The 20,656-nt window shown below is 37.1% G+C and carries 13 protein-coding genes; 11 read left to right on the forward strand and 2 right to left on the reverse strand.

Annotated features, from left to right (window positions below):
• Window positions 1–134 precede the first annotated feature (134 nt).
• The 8 genes from GGR42_RS08960 (at window position 135) to GGR42_RS08995 (ending at window position 12,492) form a co-directional block, all read left to right on the forward strand.
• Complete coding sequence (locus GGR42_RS08960; protein WP_167963012.1) at window positions 135–3,425, forward strand: SusC/RagA family TonB-linked outer membrane protein; 3,291 nt, start codon at window positions 135–137, stop codon at window positions 3,423–3,425.
• A gap of 62 nt (window positions 3,426–3,487) precedes the next feature.
• Window positions 3,488–4,942, forward strand: a complete 1,455-nt coding sequence (locus GGR42_RS08965; RefSeq protein ID WP_167963014.1) for a SusD/RagB family nutrient-binding outer membrane lipoprotein — start codon at window positions 3,488–3,490, stop codon at window positions 4,940–4,942.
• Between the two features lie 6 nt (window positions 4,943–4,948).
• Window positions 4,949–6,592 carry an alkaline phosphatase family protein gene (locus GGR42_RS08970; protein ID WP_167963016.1) on the forward strand — a complete coding sequence of 548 codons (1,644 nt, stop codon included), beginning with the start codon at window positions 4,949–4,951 and terminating at the stop codon, window positions 6,590–6,592.
• Window position 6,593: 1 nt separating this feature from the next.
• On the forward strand, window positions 6,594–7,862 hold the full coding sequence (locus tag GGR42_RS08975) for a ComEC/Rec2 family competence protein (RefSeq protein WP_167963018.1): 1,269 nt from the start codon (window positions 6,594–6,596) through the stop codon (window positions 7,860–7,862).
• Window positions 7,849–9,216, forward strand: a complete 1,368-nt coding sequence (gene pbfA, locus GGR42_RS08980; RefSeq protein WP_245201419.1) for a (R)-1-hydroxy-2-aminoethylphosphonate ammonia-lyase — start codon at window positions 7,849–7,851, stop codon at window positions 9,214–9,216. The genes GGR42_RS08975 and pbfA overlap by 14 nt, the downstream gene beginning before the upstream one ends.
• Before the next feature lie 25 nt (window positions 9,217–9,241).
• A complete protein-coding gene (locus GGR42_RS08985; RefSeq protein WP_167963022.1) occupies window positions 9,242–10,822 on the forward strand; it encodes a fibronectin type III domain-containing protein in 1,581 nt (526 codons plus the stop codon).
• Window positions 10,819–11,907, forward strand: coding sequence for an alkaline phosphatase family protein (locus GGR42_RS08990; protein WP_167963024.1), 1,089 nt, complete (start codon window positions 10,819–10,821; stop codon window positions 11,905–11,907). The genes GGR42_RS08985 and GGR42_RS08990 overlap by 4 nt, the downstream gene beginning before the upstream one ends.
• A gap of 447 nt (window positions 11,908–12,354) precedes the next feature.
• Window positions 12,355–12,492 (forward strand): hypothetical protein, encoded by a 138-nt coding sequence (locus tag GGR42_RS08995; protein ID WP_167963026.1) that lies wholly within the window; start codon window positions 12,355–12,357, stop codon window positions 12,490–12,492.
• Between the two features lie 166 nt (window positions 12,493–12,658).
• Here GGR42_RS08995 and GGR42_RS09000 read toward each other — a convergent pair whose 3' ends face one another.
• Complete coding sequence (locus GGR42_RS09000; protein WP_167963028.1) at window positions 12,659–13,735, reverse strand: hypothetical protein; 1,077 nt, start codon at window positions 13,733–13,735, stop codon at window positions 12,659–12,661.
• Between the two features lie 114 nt (window positions 13,736–13,849).
• Between GGR42_RS09000 and GGR42_RS09005 the strand changes: the two genes are divergently transcribed.
• The 3 genes from GGR42_RS09005 to GGR42_RS09015 are packed head-to-tail and all read left to right on the forward strand — an operon-like array spanning window position 13,850 to window position 17,842.
• On the forward strand, window positions 13,850–14,374 hold the full coding sequence (locus GGR42_RS09005; protein WP_167963030.1) for an RNA polymerase sigma factor: 525 nt from the start codon (window positions 13,850–13,852) through the stop codon (window positions 14,372–14,374).
• Window positions 14,375–14,421: 47 nt separating this feature from the next.
• Window positions 14,422–15,330, forward strand: coding sequence for a FecR family protein (locus GGR42_RS09010; protein ID WP_167963032.1), 909 nt, complete (start codon window positions 14,422–14,424; stop codon window positions 15,328–15,330).
• Window positions 15,323–17,842: a TonB-dependent receptor gene (locus GGR42_RS09015; protein ID WP_167963035.1), complete on the forward strand. Its 2,520-nt coding sequence runs from the start codon at window positions 15,323–15,325 to the stop codon at window positions 17,840–17,842. Before GGR42_RS09010 ends, GGR42_RS09015 begins: the two co-directional genes overlap by 8 nt.
• Before the next feature lie 554 nt (window positions 17,843–18,396).
• Here GGR42_RS09015 and GGR42_RS09020 read toward each other — a convergent pair.
• Window positions 18,397–20,640 (reverse strand): xanthine dehydrogenase family protein molybdopterin-binding subunit, encoded by a 2,244-nt coding sequence (locus GGR42_RS09020; RefSeq protein WP_167963037.1) that lies wholly within the window; start codon window positions 20,638–20,640, stop codon window positions 18,397–18,399.
• Window positions 20,641–20,656: the final 16 nt, after the last annotated feature.

Below are 20,656 nucleotides of genomic sequence, written 5' to 3' on the forward strand. Positions count from 1 at the left end.
ATATTGAGATAACAATTTAGTAATGTTTTTAATGTAAAAGTAGCAATGATTTAATATTAATAGTATAGTTTCTTAAACTTCTCCGCTGATATTTGTTTAATAATAATTAATCAAAGTTTACAAATACGAACAAAATGAAAAGAACACTACTAGTAACGGTATTTACTTTTTTAGTAGGTATTTTGGGGTATGCCCAAACCACTTTTGCCGGAAAAGTTTTAGATGAGAACAATGTACCCCTTCCTGGGGCATCTGTTGTTCTAAAGGGGAGTAACATTGGTGTTGCTGCCGATTTCGATGGAAACTTTGAAATTGAAATTCCATCAGACAACCAAGTTTTGGTAATATCCTATGTAGGGTATATGCCCACAGAATTTGATGCAACCAACCAAACAACCGCAGAAATTATTTTACAGCCGAATTCGCAAGAATTGGATGAGGTAGTTGTTACCGCATTGAACATTACAAGAGATGAAAAATCATTAGGGTATTCATTACAAAAGGTTGATGGGGATGATGTTTCCCAATCCACCAGTACCAACTTGGTGAGCACACTATCGGGTCGAACGGCCGGTGTGCAAGTGGTAACCAATGGAACAGGTCCTGGACAATCTTCTTCAGTGGTTATTAGAGGATACTCTTCCATGAACGGAGATAACCAACCTCTTTTTGTTGTGGACGGTATTCCTATTAATAATACCACTGATACCAGAACAAATACATTGGGAGGTGCCAGTAACATGAATATTGATTATGGTAACGGCGCTTCCGAAATAAATCCAGACGATGTAGAATCCATCTCGGTATTAAAAGGTGCAAATGCAACGGCCCTTTATGGTTCTAGAGCGGCCAATGGAGCTGTAATCATTACAACCAAGTCGGGAAGGGGAAAAAGAGGGTCTGGAGTTTCCTTTAGTTCTAAAACCACTTTTGAGACCATGCTCAAGGGCCCAGAATATCAAAGGGTATATGGGCAAGGAAAGAATTTTGATTTTCAATTCCAAGATGGATATGGAAACGGAACATTTGATGGTGTGGATGAATCTTGGGGTCCAAGACTAGATGGCACACCAAGAGCACAGCACGACTCGCCAACATCCAATGGGCTAAGAGGAGGCGATGTTCATGGGTTGGATTTTGTTCTTGGTTCATCTGGAGTGGATTTAGCCAGAAGAGGTACAATTACACCTACTCCATTTATAGACCCAGGAGATCCTGTTGAGAATTTTCTTGAAACTGGAAGAACACTGGTAAACAATATTTCCTTTTTTGGAGCAAATGATGATGGGAACTATCGTGTAAGTTACACCAATCTTGACAACCAGGGCATAGTGCCCAATACCGGTTTAAAAAGAAACACCATTTCTTTCTCAGGAGATTATGATTTGTCCGACAAGCTCCATGTTTCCTCAAAGGTGAATTATATAAGATCAGATTCTGATAACAGAGCTGTTAACGGATATGGAACAGAATCTGTTATGTATCTATTTATTTGGTGGGGTCAAAACGTAGATGTAAACAGCCTAAGAAATTATTGGCAAGATGGATTGGACGGTTTTCAGCAGTTCAACTATAATTACAACTACCATGACAACCCATACTTCACTATGTATGAAAATACAAACGGACTTGGCAAGGATAGAATCATTGGAAACCTATCAGCCACCTATGATATATCTGACAATTGGAAATTTATGTTAAGAGGTGGAAGGGATTTCTTTTCAGAATATAGATTCATAAAAAGAGCATATTCCACACAGCGTTTTCCAAATGGGCAATACAGAGAAGATAAAATCAATTTCCAGGAAACCAACTTGGACTTCTTGTTGACCTATGATAAAACCATAAAAGATGATTGGAATGTAAATGTAAACTTTGGTGGGAATAGAATGGTTCAAAAAAACCACTTTAATTCATTAATGGCCAACAAGCTTTTATTACCCGGTATTTATTCCTTTAACAACGCAGATGGTGCTTTGGTACAACGAATTGACAGACCAGAAAAGCAAATAAATTCCTTGTACGGTTTCGCTCAACTGGGGTGGCAGAATAAGGTGTATTTAGATTTAACAGCGCGTAATGACTGGTCCTCAACACTTCCAGAGCAGAACAACTCTTATTTCTATCCTTCTGCTTCATTAAGTGTTATTTTATCAGATTTAATGGGAACAACCAATAGCGACGCCCTTACTTTTGCCAAACTTAGAGCAGGTTGGGCGCAAGTTGGAAGTGATACTGCGCCCTTTAGATTATCAGATCCATATTTATTGGGAGCTCCAGTGGGAAGCAATCCTACTGCAAGCCCTTCTAATTCTTTACCCAATTATGATTTAAAACCAGAGATTCAGACTTCATGGGAAGTAGGTGCCGATTTAAGGTTTTTAAAAGACAGGGTTTCTTTAGATGCCACTTATTATCACACTATTTCAAAAAACCAGATTTTGGACATTGAGCTGCCCGTGACTTCAGGTAAAACATCCAGGGTAATCAACGCTGGGGAAATAGAAAACCAAGGTGTAGAATTACTGCTGGATATAATTCCATTTAAAACTGAAGATTTCCAATGGAACACCACTTTTAACTTTGGGTTGAACAGAAACAAAATTCTTGAGCTTTCTGAAGGTGTGGACAAGTATATTTATGGCGGAAACGGTATAGACCTTGTAGCAGAAAAAGGAGGTTCCTTGGGAGATATGTGGGGAACTGGTTTAAGAACTGTTGAAGATGAAAACAGTCAATATTTTGGTGAAGTCATCTTCAACGAAGGTTTAGTGCAACAAGACAATACCCTTAGAAAACTTGGTAATTTTAATCCTGACTTTTCCTTGGGCTGGAACAACAACATAACCTATAAAAACTTCTCTTTAAACTTTCTATTTGATTGGAGGCAAGGTGGTGAATTATTGTCTAGAACCCGTTTAATTGCAGCAACTTCTGGTAATGTTGTGGAAACTCTGTGGGGTCGTGATCCAGAATTTGGTGGAGCCCATCCAGGAATAAGCGATTCTGGTTTATCCTATACCAATGACAGCGGCACCCATACCGATGGCATCATAGGTGACGGGGTAAAACAATTGGAAGATGGCAGTTTTGTACCAAATGATGTTATTGTGGCAGCCAATGCATATCACAACAACAGATATAGAAGGGGCAATGAAACAGAAGGTATTTACGACGCCACTTTTATAAAACTAAGAGAAGCCAAACTTACGTATGCTTTACCCTCAAAAATGGTTGATAGACTAAACCTAGAAAGTATGTCCTTTTCTGTAATAGGCACCAATCTATGGTTATGGGCCAAAGACTTTAATCATGGTGATCCAGAATTACTTTCATTTGGAGGTGGTTCATATGTGCCAGGTGTGGAAAATGCCACTGTGCCAACAACCAAGAGCATTGGTTTTTCAATCAATTTACAATTCTAACAACACTCTTTTTCAATCTTGAAATTGAAGATTTTTAATAATAGAGACTAAAAACATTTAAAATGAAAAAAATAATTTTAACAGCGGTTGCTCTAATTACGGTCATGTTTATTGGCTGTGATAAGTTTGATGTTGACAATGATAACCCAGATGTGGCATTGGACATAAGTAATAATCCAGAATTATTGCTTACACAGTTACAGAGAAACTCAATTAGAGGTGCAGTTGGTGACTCTTGGAGCGAAGGAAACCTTATGGGACAATATGGTGCCCGTATTGTATTTACCTCTTTTGACCTTTTTGACTGGGGTTCACAATCTGGGTCATGGAACAACTATTTTACACGAATTAGAGATGCTAAAGAGTTGGAAAGAATAGCTATGGAAGAAGAAATTCCTAGTTATGTTGGTGCTTCTAAAATAATGCAGGTTTGGATGTTCAGCCTTCTAACGGACATGTGGGGGGATATTCCTTATTCCGAAGTTGCACAGGCCAATGATGAAAATTATTTTCCTGAATATGATACACAACAAGCTATTTATACAGATATGTTGGCTCAATTAAAATCAGCCAATGATATTTTAGCGGGTACGGATGCCTCTCTTAAGGGAGACCTGCTTTTTGATGGTGATTTATCTCTTTGGAGAAAATTTGCAAACTCTTTAAGATTACGTTTGGCCTTAAGGTTAAGCAATGTAGATGCTTCTATGGCTCAAAGTGTTATTGGTGAAATTTACGGAAACCCATCCCAATATCCAGTCATGACATCTAATGAGGATAATGCAACTATGCAATTCTTGTCCGCAAATCCAGATGCACATCCTATAACTGAAGAGTCCGTATATAGGGTTGGATCTTACAATGAATACAGAATTTCTGAGAATTTTGTAGGTCTATTGGAAAGTTTTGATGACCCAAGATTGAATTTCTTAGCAGACCCAACGGCAAATTCTGTGGAGAGCGGCACCCCAACTATAGAGGGAATGCAAAACGGAATAGTAGATGGTCCTGCATATGAATATAAAGGAGGGGATGCTTTTCTGTCCAAATTCAATATAGATTATTTCTATCTACAGGCCAATGCCAATGAAGCTCGGTTAATGACCTATTCAGAAGTTGCCTTTATTTTAGCAGAGGCGTCCCTAAGAGGATGGATTGGTGGGGATGACCAAGCCCTTTATGAAGAAGGCATTCAGGGAAATTTTGATTATTGGGATGTAGATATGCCCTCTGATTACTTAACGCGTGCCGGTGTTGCTTATAACGGAACTATAGAGACTATTATGAGCCAAAAATACATTGCTTTGTTTTATACTGATTACCAAGGATTCATAGAATTTAAGAGAACTGGTTTCCCAAATACTATTGCCCCTGGACCAGATGCATTTTACTCCACATATCCAAGCAGATTTGAATATCCTGGAGAAGAAGAGGCTTTAAATGCAGAAAATTACAATGCTGCTGTGTCAAGAATTGGAGGGGATGAAATTACTACCAAAGTATGGTGGGAAAACTAGAGTAACATGCCAAAAAAACCTATAGTTTTTTTAGCCATGACCATAGGGGTTTTATCCCTGTGGTCATGTGCTATTAAAGAAGAAAAGAAAAGTTTGGGAATAGAGCATGTAATTGTTATTGGTGTTGATGGGTTAAGTCCAGATGGCATTAAAACAGCATCAACACCAAATTTTGATACCATAATAAATCAAGGGGCACATACTTTTCATGCCAGAGCCATTTTACCATCGAGTTCTAGTTCTAACTGGTCATCCATGATAATGGGAGCCGGTCCGGAGCAACATGGCATTACTTCAAATGCATGGGAAAAAGACAATTTTGTGCTTCCTGCCATTACACAAAGTGAGGATTTCTTATTCCCTACTATTTTTAAATTGGTGGATAGTCAGATAGAGAATGCTGAAGTTGGATCTATTTATCATTGGGGAGGTTTTGGAAGACTTTTTGAAAAAAGTGCTGTGGATTATGACATAAATGGGGAAACCGAGGAGGTAACTGCAGAATTGGCTTCAGCCTATATAAAAGAAAAAAAACCAACATTTACATTTATTCATTTTGATCATGTGGACCATGCAGGGCATGAGTTTGGTCATGGAACCGAAGAGTATTATAAATCGGTGGTGAAGGCAGATGAACTTCTGGGAGAGGTCATGAATGCTATTAAAGATGCAGGAATGGTGAATAATACCTTGGTAATCATCAGTGCAGATCATGGAGGCATGGGAAAAGGACATGGAGGAGAAACTTTAGATGAAATTGAAATCCCGTTTATTCTTTGGGGCAAATCTGTTAAAAAAGGACATAAAATTAAATATCCTGTATATCAATATGATAATGCTGCCACCGTAGCTTTTGTGTTAGGTCTTAAAACTCCACATGCATGGATTGGGAAACCGGCCAAGATGGGATTTGAAGGGTATGACGTTTCAGATAATTATCCGATAACCGAAATGCTGGAACAGCCCACCATACTACCAAAAGCAGAATTTAATAAAAAAGCAGGCGGTCTATTTGATGATGAAGCCAGTATACAAATTGAAAACTCAAATCTGGAAGGAAACGTTCATTATACTTTGGATGGGACCATGCCCAATTCAAACTCTAAAAAATATACCGAACCAATCCAAATAGATGAAAATGTAGTTCTAAAGGCTGCAATAATTCTAGATGGAAAAATTCGCAGTACAGCGGTGGATGCATTTTTTAGAGTAAAACCTGAAAAATTTTTAGCTCCGATCGATTATAAATTATACTACCTTAATAATTTAACAAGTGTTCCCAATTTGGACAATCGCACACCAGATGTTAAGGGAACTTGTTTTGAATTCACGTCAGACGAAATAGAAGATAAAATCAAAGGGAATACCGCAGTAAAATTCAATTCTCAATTAGTAATTGAAAAAGAAGGAGCCTATGGTTTCTTCACTCGGTCAGATGATGGCAGCAAATTATGGATTGATGGGAAAGAAGTTGTGGATAATGATGGCGACCATGGGGTAAGGGAAAAAGGAGGTAAAATAGATTTAAAACCCGGTGTTCATGATATAGAGGTCATCTGGTTCAATGGTGGTGGTAGTGGATGGTTGGATGTTTATTATCAAAGCATATCTGTTCCCAAACAAATAATACCCACCACAATACTAAAATAAAATGTTTTTAAAACGAATCGTAACATATTGTCTATTTAGTTTTATTTCAGTCTCACTTCTCTTTTCCCAAGAGGAATTTCCTGCTTGGGAGGAAGGAGTGATGGAAATTCATCATATTAATACTGGACGAGGTGATGCAGCCTTTTTTATATTACCAGATGGCACAACTCTTTTGGTAGATGCCGGGGATACATCGGAAACCCATCCGAGGACACTCTCTGCAAGAAATGTGACCTTAACACCCAACAGAACCAAATCTGCCCCAGAGTGGATTGTGGACTACATCCATCAGTTCTTTCCAAAGGATAAACCAGTACAATTGGATTATGCTATGTTGACCCACTACCATGATGATCATTTTGGGGAATTGGACAGCACAAGGGTTTTGTTCAAAAAAGGGAACTACTATTTAACTGGCATTACAGAAGTGGGGCATCATATCCCCATTAAAATGTTATTGGATCGCGGAACTAACTTTCCGCTAAACCTAAAAAATACCTCTGTACAAGAAAGGTTGAATAAGAACGATGCCTATGGAATGATTCCGTCATTAAAAAACTACTGGGCATTTATTAACTACCAAAATAAAGAAAACGGTTTAGTAAATGAACCTTTAAAAGCAGGTTCAAAAAATCAAATGACATTAAAAAATATGCCAGGTAAATATCCTGGGTTTTCCGTTCAAAACATTTCAGTAAATGGCAAGATTTGGACTGGGGAAAAAGAGGAATACTTCAGTCTGTTTAAAGAAGGGGAATATCCGGGAGAAAACCCTTTGAGTACTTGTATCAAAATTTCATATGGAGAATTCGATTATTTCACTGGTGGTGATATTTCTGGAGTAAATGCATTGGGGGACTCAGATTTTAAAACCGTAGAAGCCAATATTGCTCCTGTAGCAGGTCCTGTAGATGTTGCTACACTAAACCATCATGGAAATAGGGATTCGCAAAATGCTTTTTATGTTAGAACCCTAAGACCAAGGGTTTGGATAGGGCAAACATGGTCATCCGACCATCCAGATAACAATGTATTAAGGAGATTGTTATCTAAAGAACTATATCCCGGGGAACGAGATTTATTTTCAACGGCTATGCTTCAAGCCAATAAGGATGTTATTGGAGGATTAATAAATAGATACAAAAGCCTTCATGGGCATATCGTGGTCAGGGTTTATGAAAAAGGTGCTAAATATGATGTCTTTGTCTTAAATGATGAATCAGAAAAAAGAGAAGTGCTAAAAAAATATGGACCATATGAATCAAGATAGCTTCGAAGTCGATTCATGTAAAAAGGTAGAGGGAGATGTTAACTTGACCATGGCAAGAAAGTCTTGGATGGAAAATGAATTGGATGAGCAAACAAAAACCCTATTAGAAAAAGATGCCAAATACTTTTTGCATCAATCCATGTCCACTCCATGTATGGATGTTTTGGAAAATTGCGAGGGAGCCTATATTGAAAGTATTACCGGTCATAAATACTTGGATTTTCATGGAAACAATGTACACCAAATTGGATATGCCAACCCCAAGTTAATTGAAAAAATAACGGAACAATTATGGAGCTTGTCTTTTTCGCCAAGACGTTATACCAATGAACCTGCCATACATTTTGCCGAAAAATTGGCGTCCTTATGTCCATCTGACCTAAATAGGGTTCTATTAACTCCAAGTGGAAGTTCCGCTATTGGGATTGCGCTAAAATTGGCCCGGGCAGTAACGGGAAAATACAAGGTAGTTTCCTTTTGGGATTCCTTTCATGGTGCATCCCTAGATGCAATAAGTGTTGGTGGCGAGGCTGTTTTTAAGGAACATATGGGCCCTATGATGCCAGGTATAGAGCACATTCCACCCCCCATTACCTATAGGGGGATTTTTGAAGGAAATGAAGAAAAGTCATTGGAGTATTTGGAATACGTACTATGCAAAGACAACCAAATAGGGGCTTTTTTGGCAGAGACCATAAGAAATACCGATGTACAAATACCATCAAAACATTATTGGCAAGAAGCTCGAAACCTTTGCACAAAACATGGCGTTCTTTTAATTCTGGATGAAATTCCGATTGCTTTGGGAAGAACGGGGAAAATGTTCGCTTTTGAGCATTATAACATAGAACCGGACATACTTTGTTTGGGCAAAGGCCTTGGAGGCGGTATTATTCCACAGGCTGGCATAGTTACTAGAGATGAATATAATCGGTTTGGGGATGTTTCCTTAGGGCACTATACCCATGAGAAAAGCCCTGTGGGATGTATAGCGGGCCTAACTACCATAGAAATTATTGAAAACACAAATCTTTTGGAAAAGGTAAAAAGCGATATGCTGTTCATGAAATCCTCCCTTAGGAAGCTTCAAAAAAAATATCCAATTATAGGAGATGTTAGGGGAACTGGTCTTTTGTGGGGCATAGAATTGGTGACCAATAAAGAAAGCAAAGCAAAAGCAATTGAAGAGGCAGAAGAAATAATGTACGAGTGCCTAAAAAAAGGGCTTAGCTTTAAGGTGTCTAACGGGAATGTTTTGCAACTATCCCCTGCTCTTACTATAACTAGGGAAGAATTAGAAAGTGCAATAAGTATATTAGACGAGATTTTTCTAAAAACTAGAACCATTGAATAACGAAAAACATTAAATGACCTTTAAGATGAAGTATACATTATTGGCCTTTATCGGAATTATTTTTTCCTTAAACAGCAATGCTCAAGAGTTCATTGTTGAACCTTATTTACAAAATGCATCGCCAAATTCCATGACCATCATGTGGGAAACTTCTTTTGGGGAAGAAAGTATTGTAGAATGGGGAACTACCCAAAAACTAGGAAGGAAAACAAACGGAAAAGCCTTTGATGTTAATTTTAGTGAATCAAGAATTCATGAAGTGCCTCTAGAAGACCTTAAAAGGTTTACAATCTATTATTATCGGGTAAAGACAGGAAAACTAACATCCGCTACTTATCAGTTTAAAACTCCCCCTTTTGCATCGGACAATGAGTCTTTTAATATGATAGCCATGAGCGACATGCAAATAGATTCCCAATACCCTGGCAAGTTTGGCGAAATTGTGCAAGAAGGCATTTTGGATTATTTAAAAGAGGAATACGGTGGTAATTTGCAAGATAATTTGGCCTTGGTCATGATTCCTGGGGATTTGGTTCAAGACGGAGCTAAATACCACCAATGGAATGAGCATTTCTTTAAACCTTCACACAAAATTTTCTCTCAAGTTCCAGTATATCCTGTTCTGGGAAACCACGAGAGAAATTCTGTTTTTTATTTCAAATATTTTAGTCTTCCCAAAAACGGAACTCCAGCATATTCCGAGCATTGGTGGTACAAAGATTATGGAAACACCCGTATCATTGGGCTAAATTCCAATGATGGATATAGAGATGCTCCCCATCAATATGAATGGTTAAAAAATCTTTTGGATGAAACTGAAAAAAACGAAGACATAGATTTTGTTTTTGCCCAGCTGCACCATCCACATAAATCGGAACTATGGATTCCTGGCGAGGTGGATTTTACAGGTAAGGTGGTAGAATTATTGGAAGGGTTTTCAACCAAGACCGGCAAACCAAGTCTTCATTTTTTTGGCCATACGCACGGATATTCAAGAGGGCAAAGTAAAGACCATAAACATTTATGGGTCAATGTCGCTTCTGCTGGAGGTGCTATTGACAATTGGGGAGAGTTTGAAGGAAGGGACTATGATGAATTTACAGTGACCCAAGATGAATATGGTTTTGTTATGGTAGAAGTAGATGGCTCTACAGAAGACCCAAAGTTCACCATCAAAAGAATAAGTAGGGGAAACAATATAAGGTCACGGGAAAATGAACTTACAGATAGCATTACCATATGGAAAAAAACGATGAAACCAGAAACTCCTGATTCCCAGCCTTCTATTAGTGAAGGATTGGAAACAGGTTTTGTTGTTTTAAAAGCAGGGGGATTTAAAAGTAATAGAAAAGAAGCCTTTCATGCGGCATCACATTGGCAAGTATCCTTAAAAGATGATTTTGAAAAGCTTGAATATAATAGTTGGAAACAATTTGAGAATTGGTATTATTTGGAGGACAGGCAAAAAGATGACGATTTGACTGATGAAACAACCAAAAAATTAAATCCTGATACCCTCTACTATTGGAGGGTGCGTTATAGAGATCAAAATTTAAATTGGAGTGACTGGTCCAAAATACAATCCTTTAAAACCACAAAAAAATGAAAAAAAATCTATGGATAACAAGTGCCCTTTTGTTGTTCCTTGTTGTAGGAAAAGCACAAGAAAATGAAACAAAAGTGGTGTTGATCACTTTAGATGGTTTTCGTTGGCAAGAACTCTTCACCGGTGCGGACAAAGCACTGGTTGCCAATAAAGAATATGTACATGATACCACCATGTTAAAAGCCTCTTTTTGGAAAGAAACACTAGAAGAAAGGCGCGAAACGCTCATGCCCTTCCTTTGGAAAGACGTTACAAAAATGGGTCAGTTGCATGGAAATAGAACTTTGGGAAGCAATGTAAACCTCACCAATAAAATGTGGTTTTCATACCCAGGGTACAATGAGATTTTAACTGGGCGGGCGGATGATAAAAGAATAACCAGCAATGATAAAATAGATAATCCCAATTTCACCATTTTAGAATTGGCAAACAATACCCCAAAATATAAAGGCAAAGTTGCCGCCTTTGGTAGTTGGGATGTATTTCCATATATCGTAAATGAGGAGCGGTCTGGTGTTCCGGTCAATGCTGGTTTTGAATTGGCAAAGGGAAATGCCTTAACTGAACGAGAAAAATTACTTAATGAAATGCAGCCCAAAGTTCCCAGCCCATGGAGTACAGTAAGGTTGGATGCCTTTACTCACTATTATGCTTTAGAGCATATGAAAAAAGAGCATCCCAGTTTAATCTATATCTCATATGGGGAGACAGATGATTTTGCTCATGATGGGGAATATGATTCTTATTTGAAATCGGCCAATGCCACAGATTCTATGATTAAAGAACTGTGGGAGTTTACCAAAAATGACGTTTTTTATAAGAATAACACTGTTTTTATTATTTCTACAGATCATGGCAGGGGAACAGAACCATTGGAAACATGGAAGCATCATGGAAATAAAATTCCAAATGCCGGGCAAGTATGGATGATTGCCTTTGGAAATGGCATTGAGGTTTTGGGAGAAGTAGATAAAAAAGAACAATTATATAGCAATCAAATTGCACCCTCTATTATGCGGATATTAGGTTTGGATGTTGATAAAAATACCATGAAAGGAAACCCTATTAAACTAATAAAGAACTAAAAGTACAGATGATTCATGTTTAAGTAAGTCAAGTGTGAGTTAGTTTTAAAACCGATGTATATGCATCGGTTTTTTTATTGTTGATAAAAGAGAATTCAAAATAGCAAATCAACAACCCTTTTTATAAATACATGCTAAAAAGTGAGGATATCTAAAATTAGCGCCAAAAAAGAGCCAAAATTTTTACTCCAAATTAGGTTCGTAAAAGAAATATCCCCGTTTACCCCTTAAAAATTACAGTTGGGTCATAACTATTTCTTCTCTTAAGTAAAACAGAACATCTTTGTATCATAATAAATAATAGTAAAACATATAATTATGAAAGCATCAAACAACAGAACAGCAACAGAATCAAAAACAGGTCAGTACTTCTCATCGTTCAAGAGTAGTAAAAGAGCACAATGGGCGCTTTACAGAAACTTTAATCGTTAAGTAACTTAATTACTCATGAAATCATTCATCAATCAATTTCCTTCAGATTCTAAAAGGTCCACTTTCTATTTAAATCTAAGTGATAGTAAAAGAATTCGTTGGGTACAATCAAGAACTCAACTTTCCTTTATACCTGGGGACATTCTTGGCTAAGAAAAAGTGAGGGTCCTAATCAAAGCTTGTTCTTTTTCTAAAAAAATAGAACGTGTGAATAACATGTATCTATAAAAAGCAAAAAAGCCTTCATTTTCATGAAGGCATTATTAATAAGAATGGAAACTAAGGTATTTATATCATAAATAATAGTTGTATTTGAATACTATTTACATTCTTCCTTAAATCGAAGACTGTCTGAATCTAAACTAAATTCAACCTTTTTCTTGCCGTTATCGGTAGGGTTACCCATTTCTTTTAACGTCCATGTCCCATTAAAATCGGGCAAGTTAGGAATATCAATTATCACATTTATATTGTTTCCGGACCCACTGGCTATCCATGTTCCAATAAAAGTATCGGTATCTGAAATAGCTCTAATTGTTCCATCCTCTTGAAAATCAAACAAAAAAGATTTGTAAATGGGCATAAGGTTTACCTTGTTTCGGTTGAGTTTATCAACTCTCCACTCAGAACAACTAGACCATAAGTTTGAAATATCATCAATAGTGCAGTCAGTACAATCCTCTTTAAAATCATTATTGTCATTTTCATCACAATCATCAGCATAAGTCTCTATTGTATCCTCCAATTGATCTAGGTCCGCTATTATGACCTCTTTGCCATCATTTAAAATTATGCTAATTGGAAAATTTATGGTAACCACAAGGTTATTGGCAAGATTTTCTATAAGTTCATACAATTCTTTATCATTCTCCAAAGAAATTTTATCTATTGCTCCACTATCAGAATTGAACAAGGAAACAACAACAGGGTATTTAATATCCACACATTCTATATCATCATCATCTTCATTTTCAGCACCACAGGCATCTACATAAACTTGCATCTCATCTGCATCCAATACTTCTACCTCTGAGAAATCTGTTAATATTAGAGTGGCAGGAAATATAATTTCCAAAACGTCCTCATCCTCATCGCTTTCTTCTAAAACATCTTCAACCGTATCAAAATCTTCGGTGCTGACCACTTCAATTTCTACGCTGTTTACAATTACAGTTATTGGAAGCTTAACAGATATACAACTGGCACCATCAATAATATTATCTCCAGACCCATCGTTCATTGCCGTTCTTAATAAAAGGTTTGCAACTGTAGAGCCCATTTGTAAAGTATCTTCCAAAGTGGAACCCTCCGATTGAAATTCTTCTTTTCTGCAAGAACTATTGAGGATTGTTAATGCCAGTAATAAAAAGCTTAATAATCCGTTAAATTTTTTCATGGCTATACTAATTATTGAATTGCGTTCGGTAATAGAACAACTCAACGGCAAAAATTCCTGAAAATTTTAAAAAAATTTAATTTTCCTACTTTTGAACTATAAAAATACTCCGTATTGAAAAAAGATTTATACCAAGGTATTTGTGATGAAACACTGTATGCCAATCTCTATAATAAGTATTCCAAAAGTCTTCATGACTTTCTATATTATAAATATGGTGAAAAATTAAATCCAGGGGATAAAGCCCAAGATGCCTTTATTAAATTATGGGAGAATTGTAAAAAAGTGTCTATGGAAAAGGCCAAATCTTTTCTATTTACAGTCGCCAATAATTTAATGTTAAATGAAGTCAAACACCAGAAAGTAGTTTTAAGCTACCAGAGTATAGCGCCTAAAGGACATACCAATGAAACTCCTGAATTTCTTTTAGAAAAAGAAGAATACTATAAAAAGTATCAAAATGCGCTTGCAAAACTATCCGAAGAACAACGGGTTGCTTTTATGTTAAATAAGGTAGAAGGGAAGAAACATGAAGAAATAGCACAAGTATTGGGAGTAACCAAAAAGGTGGTGGAGTACCGTATTTACTCGGCTTTTGACCAATTAAAAAAAGAATTGGAAAATTTTAAGATAAAATAATCAGGAGAATTGGCTTCTTAGTTGTTTTATAAAAAAGAGTTATACTCATGGACAAAAATAAGTTAATAGAGAAATGGCTGTCGGGCGAACTGACCGAAGAAGAAAGCAAGGCTTTTAGTACTTTGGAAGAAGCACCTTTCTATACCAATATTATAGAAGATGCATCCCAGTTCAAAGCTTCACATTTTTCTAGTATGCCAGATTTTGATGTTTTTAAAGAGCGTATTACTTCAGAAAAGACGTCTGTTAAAACCATAGATTGGTTTAAGCCTATGATGCGTATTGCAAGTGTTCTTATAATTGGAATTGGTATATACTCTATATTTTTCCTAAATAAAATGGTTGAGGTAGAGACCTTGGTTGCGGAAAAAACAACTATTGAATTGCCCGATGAATCACAAGTTGTATTGAACGCTCTTTCTGAGGTTAGATATAATAAAAAAGACTGGAAAACCAATAGAGAGATAGAATTAAAAGGAGAAGCCTTTTTTGATGTTGCAAAAGGAGCCAAATTTGATGTTGTTACGGAAACAGGAACAGTGAGTGTTTTGGGAACGGAATTTAACATAAAACATAGGGGAGACATTTTTGAAGTCAGCTGTTATGAAGGAACTGTTCGTGTGGTAACTTCAAAAAATACCCAGATATTGCAAGCTGGGGACAATTATAAATCCATAAATGGTGAAATGCTTACTGGTAAGCAAACAAACGAAATGCCAAAATGGATTAATAATATGAGCGAGTTTCAGCGGACACCAGTTTCGGAAGTGTTTGCAGAATTGGAAAGACAATATGGTGTTATCATTGAAACTGAAAAAATAAATACTGATCAGCTATTTACGGGTGGTTTTGCCCATGATAATCTACAAAGTGCCCTAAAAGCAATTTCAGAGCCATTAGGTATGGAATATAAAATAATAAAGCCAAACAAAGTACGTTTAAGTATGGGTGAGTAAGAATTTTATTATTTTATTATATGTATTTACGCTGCTGTTTTATGGTACAGATACAATTGCTCAAGAAGTACAGAAGCCTAAAGCATTAACCCAAGTTTTAAACGAATTACAAGAGCGATTTGGCATACAGTTTAATTACGCTTCAACTTTAGTTGATGGCGTTACTGTTTCTTCTCCAGATTTTTCATTACCCTTAAAGACTGCTGTTGCCAATTTAAGTATACAAAGCAATTTGGACTTTGTCTTTGTTACAGAAAGTATTGTCTCTATTAAAAAGAAGAAAAGCACCATATGTGGCTATCTAAAAGATAAGCTAACGGGAGAATTATTGCCTTATGTTACCGTTCAAAATGGCACTAAAGGCACCTTGACCAAGGAGGACGGGTATTTTGAACTTGATATAAACACCAATAGTGATGTTATACAGATAAGACATATAGGGCACGCAACCCTACGTAAAGAAGCAGCCTACTTTAATCTGTCCAACTCGTGTGAAATCTTATATCTAGTTCCAGATCAAGAACAGTTGGCAGAGATAGTCCTCTATGATTATTTAATCCGTGGGGTTGATAAACTGGACAACGGTTCTTTTCAAATAGATTTTAACAAGTTTACCATACTGCCAGGACTCATTGAAAGAGATGTATTACATTCTGTACAAGCGTTCCCGGGGGTTCAAAGTATTGATGAAACTGTTTCCAATATTAATATTAGGGGCGGTAGCAATGACCAAAATCTTATCTCTTGGGATGACATTAAAATGTACCAATCTGGACATTTTTTTGGTTTAATATCCATGTACAATCCAAATATCACCCATAAGGTAGAACTTCGAAAAAATGGGAGCAGCGCAGAAGAAACAGATGGAGTCTCTGGTACCATAGCCATGCAGACAGAAAAATATGTTAATTCTGATTTAAAGGGAAGTATTGGTATAAACCTCTTGGACGGCAATGGGTACATAGATGCTCCCCTTGGAAAAAAAGCCTCAATACAAGTTGCGGCCCGAAAATCTATCAGCGATTTTTTAGAAACCCCCACATATTCAGAATATTTTAAACGTATTACCCAAGAAACCGAAATAGCAAACAATTCCTTCTCGGTGACAAACTCCAACGTATCATTTGATTTTTATGATACCTCTTTTCGCTTACTTTTTAACCCTTCTGATAAAGATTATATTCGTTTAAATTTTATACATACAGCAAATCGGGTAAGTTTTAATGAGAGTGCGGAAGTGTCTGGGGTAGAGGAAATTCGTGAAAGCAACCTAAACCAAACCAGTATTGCCGGTGGAATACAGTATAAAAGAAATTGGACTCAAAACTTTGCCACCGAAGTGGGAATCTATGAAACCGATTACCAACTGAAAGGCAGCAACGCCAACATAATTGAAAACCAACGTTTTGAGCAGAAAAACACGGTGTCCGAAACTGGTTTAAGACTCAAAGCACAATTAAAAATAGGTCCACAAACAAAATTCACCAATGGATACCAATTTGTGGAAACCAAAGTATCTAATCTGGACGATGTAGATGACCCTAGGTACCTGCTCTTAGAGGCTGAAGTACTAAGGGTCCATGCCCTTTTTTCTGAAATTAAATTGTCTTCAAAAAATAGGGCTGCCCATTTAAATTTAGGTATGCGCCTAAATTATTTGGACAAGTTCAAAAAACAAATATGGGAGCCACGTCTTAGTTTTAACTATGGTTTTGGGCAACACTTCAATTTAGAAGTACTTGGAGAATTTAAACACCAAAATACATCGCAGGTCATTAATTTTCAAAATGATTTTTTGGGTATAGAAAAAAGGCGCTGGCAACTTTCCAACAACGAAACTATTCCTGTAATTACAAGTAAACAAGTGTCTATGGGGCTTAGTTACAACCAAAATGGCTGGCTAGCCAATGCAGTTTCTTTTTATAAAAAAATAAATGGTATTACAACCCAAAGCCAAGGTTTTCAAGGACGGTATGAGTTTACAAGACAAGCTGGAGCCTATGATGCCTATGGAGCTGATTTATTAATTAGAAAGCAATTACAGAACGGAAGTACATGGATTAGCTACTCTTACTTAAACAGTACATACTTTTTTAAGGAGTTGCCAGAGGCTAGTTTTCCAAGTAATTTTGATGTTAACCATGCCCTTACCGTGGGTGCAAACTATACTTTAAATAGATTCCTTTTTGCCTTAGGGTTAAATTGGCATTCTGGAAAACCATTCACAAAGCCTGTTGTTAACAATGAAGTAGTTGATGGAGATATTAATTTTGATCATGAAAATAGGAGTAGACAGGAAGATTATTTGCGTCTGGATTTTTCTGCTAGACATCAGTTTAATTGGGGGGAAAGTACAAGGCTCCAAATAGGATTCGCTCTTTGGAATGTCTTAAACCGAGACAATACACTTAACTCTTTTTACAGGTTGGATTCAACAGACAATATCCAGAAAGTTGAACAAAGTTCACTTGGTATTACTCCAAATGCCTTAATTAAACTAATTTTTAACTAGGTTTTCCCTATAAATAAATATAGGGAAAATGAGTATTAAAGAGTATAATAAGTAACAAGCATCAAAAACTGTGCGGAAGTAAATAACATAAGACCCTTTAAAAAGTAATCATGATTTTTAATTATCTTATCTATTTCTTCACTTTCTGTTCTTTTTTCGTGGATTGTGTTTAGTATAATCATAGTAGTCGTTTTTTAAAGTTTCTTTGTTTATATATAGAACAATCAAAAAACAAAAACTCCTGAAAAAAATTCTTTTTTTTTAATTTAAATATATATTTAAATTGTAAGTAATTGAAAATTAGACTTTTATGGCTTTTCTGGAAGCTTATAATTTTTCAAATTTTTTAAGATGTTTACATAATAGGCCATCAAATAGCGGTATCAGCCATAATCAAGTGATGGTATTTTAGCAGTCTTTTGATATAACTAGGCAACCCTAAAAAAACAGGAGTGTTACTAAATTATACCTTTTAGGAATTAAACTATATGGTATTCTATTAATAACAATGATATTTGCTATATCCCGTAACAAAGATTTCGACAATCCTATATTTAGAAAACAAATGGCTGATCATAATGTCGTTTTCCTGTTGCCTTATACAAGGCATTTGCCACTGCTGCAAAAATTGGAGGAAAAGTGGGTTCACCCAATCCAGTAGGATTTACATCACTTTCAACAAAATGGATTTCTATTTCCCTAGGTGATTCGCTCATTCGAATCATGCGATATTTGTCAAAGTTTCTTTTTTGTGGTACCCCATTAATAAAAGTCAGTTCCCCATACAGTGCATTACCAATACCATCGACAATACCTCCTTCACATAGATTGGTTGCAGCATCGGGATTTATTACAATACCACAGTCTATAGCACACGTAACCTTGTCTATTATGGGCTTATCATTTTCCCATCGCATATCTACCACCTGTGCTGCGTAGGAATTATGGCAAAAATAGGCCGATATTCCACGGTTAAGACTGGTATCCCCATTGCCCCAATTAGATTTTTCCTTTACCAATTGCAATACCCCTGCATAACGTTCGGCATCGTAATCGTTTCTTTCCCCCACTGGATTTTCTTTAGCCTTTTTCAAAAGTTCCAACCTAAAATCAATTGGGTCTTTACCGGCGGCTTCCGCTACTTCGTCCAAAAAAGATTGCTCTGCGCTGGCCATGAAGTTAGAGCGTGGCGCCCTAAATGATCCAATGGTAATGTTAGAATCAATGGACCAACTTTCTGCCAAGTAATTATCTACAGCTCCTGCCGGGAAACGATTCGCATACAACGGACTTTCTGGAATACCACCCGCATTTACATGAACTGCTGTTAGGTTGTTGTCCGCATCCAAGGCCGCTTTATAACTCACATGGTAGGTAGATCTATAGATACCGCCCGTCATATCATCCTCACGGGAATACACAAGTTTCACAGGGGCCTTCATTTTTTGGGAAATGAGTGCAGCCTCCATGACCCAATGAGCATAGGAACGTCTACCATATCCACCGCCTAGACGTGTAAGTTGTATATCAATATTCGATTCTGGAATACCCAATTGTGCGGCAACGGCATGTTCTGTTAGTTCTGCCTTTTGTAGGGGACCGATAAGTTGCGCACTGTTTTCCTTCACATTGGCAAAGAAATTCATAGGCTCCATACAATTATGGACTAAAAAGGGAGCGGTATAGGTACGTTCAACAACTTTGGCAGCTTTTTTAAAGGCTGTTTCCGGGTTACCATCCCTTCGGACTTCAGTTGCTTTTTTGGTGGCCATATCAGCCATTTTGGCCGTATGTACTTCCGAGTTTTCCAAGCCTGCAGGTATGGTCATTGTATATTGGGACCTGCCATAAGGAACGCGCTCTTCTGTATAAGTTTCAAAAGGTTCCCACGCTACTTGCAATGTTTTTTTTGCCTGCATTACCTCCCATGTAGTTTTACCTACAATGGCAACGACCTCAAGAAAAGTACAAGTGTCAAAATGTTGTCTCACATAATCATCTTTCAACACCTTTATAGGAAAAATATTCATGATTCCAGGCATACTTTTGGCCTCGGCATCATCCATAGATTTAAATTTGAGTCCAAATGCGGGTGGGTGTATGATCATTGCCGTAAGCATACCATCTTGGTAAGTGTCTATGCCAAATAACGGTTTACCGGTAACAATTTTAGTGCCGTCTACATTTTTACGGGAAGTGCCAATAATGTTAAAATCCTTAATCTCTTTTAAAGGAACCTCTTCGGGAACGGTGATTTGTGATGCTGCAGATGCCATTTCCCCATAGGATGCCGATTTATTACTGGTTTGATGTGTTATTATACCTCCAGAGGTGGTAATTTCTGCAACAGGTACCCCCCAAGCCATAGCAGCAGCTTCTTTCAGCATTTGACGTGCCGTTGCCCCGGCCATTCTAAGGCCGCTCCATCCAAACCTAATTGCGTTACTACCACCAATAAACTGACGCGTATACAAATCTGTGTTTAAGGGAGCCTGCTCCACAACTACATTTTTCCAATTCACATCTAGCTCATCTGCCACGATCATGGGCATGGATGTTTTTATATTCTGCCCACCTTCTGGGTTGGGAGACATAATGGTTACCAAGCCATTTTCTCCAATTTTAATATACCCGTTCATCTGAAACCATTCCTCTGGCATTTCCATAGCGGATAGCTTTTCGGCTTCTTTTGGCTTGCAGGAATTTAGCCAACTAAAACCCAAAACGAGTCCGCCACCGGCGAGACTGGTATTTTTGATGAAGGTACGTCTGTCTATTTTAGTCTTTACGGTATTCATGGTGTTTATATTTTTG

It is taken from the genome of Saonia flava (assembly GCF_011927795.1).
GTDB lineage: Bacteria > Bacteroidota > Bacteroidia > Flavobacteriales > Flavobacteriaceae > Saonia > Saonia flava.

Bases quoted from the DNA above. Each gene is read 5' to 3' on its own strand.
- GGR42_RS08960 (WP_167963012.1), top strand. From the start codon at position 135: ATGAAAAGAACACTACTAGTAACGGTATTTACTTTTTTAGTAGGTATT.
- GGR42_RS08965 (WP_167963014.1), top strand. From the start codon at position 3,488: ATGAAAAAAATAATTTTAACAGCGGTTGCTCTAATTACGGTCATGTTT.
- GGR42_RS08970 (WP_167963016.1), top strand. From the start codon at position 4,949: ATGCCAAAAAAACCTATAGTTTTTTTAGCCATGACCATAGGGGTTTTA.
- GGR42_RS08975 (WP_167963018.1), top strand. From the start codon at position 6,594: ATGTTTTTAAAACGAATCGTAACATATTGTCTATTTAGTTTTATTTCA.
- pbfA (WP_245201419.1), top strand. From the start codon at position 7,849: ATGAATCAAGATAGCTTCGAAGTCGATTCATGTAAAAAGGTAGAGGGA.
- GGR42_RS08985 (WP_167963022.1), top strand. From the start codon at position 9,242: ATGAAGTATACATTATTGGCCTTTATCGGAATTATTTTTTCCTTAAAC.
- GGR42_RS08990 (WP_167963024.1), top strand. From the start codon at position 10,819: ATGAAAAAAAATCTATGGATAACAAGTGCCCTTTTGTTGTTCCTTGTT.
- GGR42_RS08995 (WP_167963026.1), top strand. From the start codon at position 12,355: ATGAAATCATTCATCAATCAATTTCCTTCAGATTCTAAAAGGTCCACT.
- GGR42_RS09000 (WP_167963028.1), bottom strand. From the start codon at position 13,735: ATGAAAAAATTTAACGGATTATTAAGCTTTTTATTACTGGCATTAACA.
- GGR42_RS09010 (WP_167963032.1), top strand. From the start codon at position 14,422: ATGGACAAAAATAAGTTAATAGAGAAATGGCTGTCGGGCGAACTGACC.
- GGR42_RS09020 (WP_167963037.1), bottom strand. From the start codon at position 20,640: ATGAATACCGTAAAGACTAAAATAGACAGACGTACCTTCATCAAAAAT.